Below are 2,617 nucleotides of genomic sequence, written 5' to 3' on the forward strand. Positions count from 1 at the left end.
CACCGGCAGCGAGGCCGTCGTGACATCCGGCGCGACCTGCCGCAGCCCGGCCGCGACCCGCTCGGCCACCTGCACGGCCGTGAGCGACCCCTTGAACTTGTCCGCCGCGATCAGCACGCGCCTCCGCCGGGCCGTCTCCACCACAACGCCTCCGCTTCCGTTCCGGGCATCCGTCGCAGTGACCCTAGACGCCGGTGGCCCGGACCCGCCATGGTCGGGCGTCCACCTCGCTAGGCTGGCCGGGTGACCTCCACCGCCGAGTCCTACGCCACGTACATCGCCGGCCTCCCCCGTGTCCTGTGCGGCGCGGCCACGCTCTTCCGCGACGCCCGGGGACGCGTCCTGCTGCTGGAGCCGAACTACCGCGAGGGCTGGGCGCTGCCCGGCGGCACGGTGGAGTCCGACGACGGTGAGACGCCCCGCCAGGGCGCCCGGCGGGAGACCGCCGAGGAGATCGGCCTCGACATCGCCCCGGGCCGGCTGCTGGCCGTGGACTGGGCCCAGGGACCGGCCCGCCCGCCGATCGTCGCCTACCTCTACGACGGCGGCGTGCTGGACCAGGAGGCGATCGACGCGATCCGCCTCCAGGAGGAGGAGCTGCTGTCCTGGCGCCTGGTCCCCCGCGAGGAACTGCCGGCGTACCTGCTGGGCGCGACCCTCGGCCGCGTGGAGACGGCCCTGGACGTGCTCGCCGACGGAACCGGTCCGGCGGAGCTGGAGAACGGCCGCCGGGTCGACCGGGGCTGAGACCGCCGCCCGCCTGTTAACCGATCGCGAAGGCGCGCCCCACCGCCCTACCCTCGGGCGCATGCCCACGCCCACCTCGCCGCCGGCCCGCTCCCGCCTCCCGCTCGTCGCGATCCTCAGCGGCGCCGGGATCTCCACCGATTCCGGGATCCCCGACTACCGGGGGCCGAACGGCGTGTGGCGCCGGGACCCGGACGCGGAGAAGCTGGTCACCTACGACCACTACATGAACGACCCGGAGATCCGGCGCCGTTCCTGGCGGATGCGCCGCGACCTGCAGGCCCTCGAGGCCGGGCCGAACGCCGCGCACCTGGCCGTCACCGACCTGGAACGGTCCGGCGTGCCGGTGCGGGTGATCACCCAGAACATCGACGGGCTCCACCAGCGGGCCGGGATGCCGGACCGCAAGGTCCTGGAACTGCACGGCTCCGCGCGCACCGTGGTGTGCACGGTCTGCCACGTGCGCGGCCCGATGTCCGAGGCGCTGGCACGGCTGGAGGCCGGCGAGGAGGACCCGCGCTGCGCGGCCTGCGGCGGCGTCCTGAAGCCGGGCACCGTCATGTTCGGCGAACGCCTGGACCCGGAGGTGCTCGGCCAGGCCCTGGCGGTCACCAAGGCCTGCGAGGTCTTCGTCGCCGTCGGGACCAGCCTCCAGGTGCAGCCCGCCGCCGGGCTGGCGGGTGTGGCCGCCGACCACGGGGCACGACTCGTCATCGTCAACGCGGAGGAGACCCCGTACGACGACCTCGCCGACGAGGTCGTCCGCGAGCCCATCGGCACCGCCCTCCCCCGCCTGCTCCGCGAACTGCGTCCCTGAGACGCCCGGCGGCCGCCCGCGGCCGCTCACCCGGGCAGCGGCACCGCGCCCCGCTCGAAGGCCAGCAGACGCTCCTTGCGCTCCAGCCCGCCGCCGTACCCGGTGAGGGATCCGCCCGCCCCGATCACCCGGTGGCAGGGCACGATGATTCCCACCGGGTTGCGTCCGTTGGCGAGCCCCACGGCCCGCGAGGCCCCGGGGCTGCCCAGCTCCGCCGCGAGCTGCCCGTACGAGCGGGTCTCCCCGTACGGGATGGCCCGCAGCCGCTCCCAGACGGAGCGCTGGAAGGCGGTGCCGTTCATGCGGAGCGGCAGGTCGAACTCCCGCAGCTCGCCCGCGAAGTACGCCTCGAGCTGTTCCACCGCCGCCGGGAACGGCTCCTCGTCGGCGCCGACCCGGGTGCCGAACGTCTCCTCGGCCGGCCGGTGCCGCTGCTCCGTCATGTACAGCCCGCACAGGACGCCGTCGTCGGCCACCAGCGTCAGGACGCCGTAGGGGCTCTCCACCACCGTGTGCTGCTTCATCTCTCTCATCCTTCGAAGTGCCTGAAGTCCCTGAAGTACCCGAAGTTCGTTACACAGGGAGGAAGTTGATCGGGTGACTCTCGGTCGCCCACAGGTACTGCACCGCGTACGCCCGCCACGGACGCCACGCCTCGGCCCGCGTGGTGAGCGCCCCGGGGGTGGACGGCAGGCCCAGCTCCCGGGCCGCGCGGCGGATCCCGAGGTCGGTGGGGAGGAACGCGTCCGGGTCCCCCAGCGCGCGCATCGCGATCACGTCCACGGTCCAGGGCCCGAAGCCCGGCAGTTCCAGCAGCCGCGCCCGCGCCTCGGGCCAGTCGCTGTCCACCCCCAGCCTCAGCGTCCCGTCGGCCAGCCGTTCCACCAGGTTGGTCAGGGTCCCCCGGCGGCTGCGCGGCATGGCGAGCCGCTCCGGGTCGAGTGCGGCCAGCGCCTCCGGCGACGGGAAGAGGTGGGTGAGGCCGCCCTCGGGGTCGTCGACCGGCTCGCCGTGCGCGAGGACCAGCGGTGATCGGAACAGCACACGTCTGAA

General features: G+C 74.3%; 5 protein-coding genes. 2 read left to right on the forward strand and 3 right to left on the reverse strand.

Annotated features, from left to right (window positions below; all coding sequences use genetic code 11):
- On the reverse strand, positions 1-141 hold a 141-nt coding region (locus HW445_RS26035; RefSeq protein ID WP_180223335.1), incomplete at its 3' end, for a glycerate kinase.
- A 102-nt stretch (positions 142-243) separates the two neighbouring features.
- On the opposite strand from HW445_RS26035, the gene HW445_RS26040 reads away from it, so the two are divergent.
- Both HW445_RS26040 and HW445_RS26045 read left to right on the forward strand, forming a co-directional pair.
- Positions 244-747, forward strand: a complete 504-nt coding sequence (locus HW445_RS26040) for an NUDIX hydrolase (RefSeq protein WP_180223331.1) — start codon at positions 244-246, stop codon at positions 745-747.
- Positions 748-808: 61 nt separating this feature from the next.
- Complete coding sequence (locus tag HW445_RS26045; RefSeq protein ID WP_180223332.1) at positions 809-1,564, forward strand: Sir2 family NAD-dependent protein deacetylase; 756 nt, start codon at positions 809-811, stop codon at positions 1,562-1,564.
- 26 nt (positions 1,565-1,590) lie between these two features.
- Here the strand turns inward: HW445_RS26045 and HW445_RS26050 are convergent, their stop codons facing one another.
- Complete coding sequence (locus tag HW445_RS26050; protein ID WP_180223333.1) at positions 1,591-2,088, reverse strand: methylated-DNA--[protein]-cysteine S-methyltransferase; 498 nt, start codon at positions 2,086-2,088, stop codon at positions 1,591-1,593.
- 49 nt (positions 2,089-2,137) lie between these two features.
- The coding region (locus HW445_RS26055; RefSeq protein WP_180223334.1) for a DNA-3-methyladenine glycosylase 2 family protein at positions 2,138-2,617 on the reverse strand (480 nt) is incomplete at its 5' end.

It is taken from the genome of Streptomyces sp. UH6 (genome assembly GCF_013421635.1).
In the GTDB taxonomy this organism is placed as follows: Bacteria; Actinomycetota; Actinomycetes; order Streptomycetales; family Streptomycetaceae; genus Streptomyces; species Streptomyces abyssomicinicus.

What these genes read in the sequence shown, in the direction of transcription:
- HW445_RS26050 (WP_180223333.1), bottom strand. Translation starts at nt 2,088, where the DNA reads ATGAAGCAGCACACGGTGGTGGAGAGCCCCTACGGCGTCCTGACGCTG.
- HW445_RS26045 (WP_180223332.1), top strand. Translation starts at nt 809, where the DNA reads ATGCCCACGCCCACCTCGCCGCCGGCCCGCTCCCGCCTCCCGCTCGTC.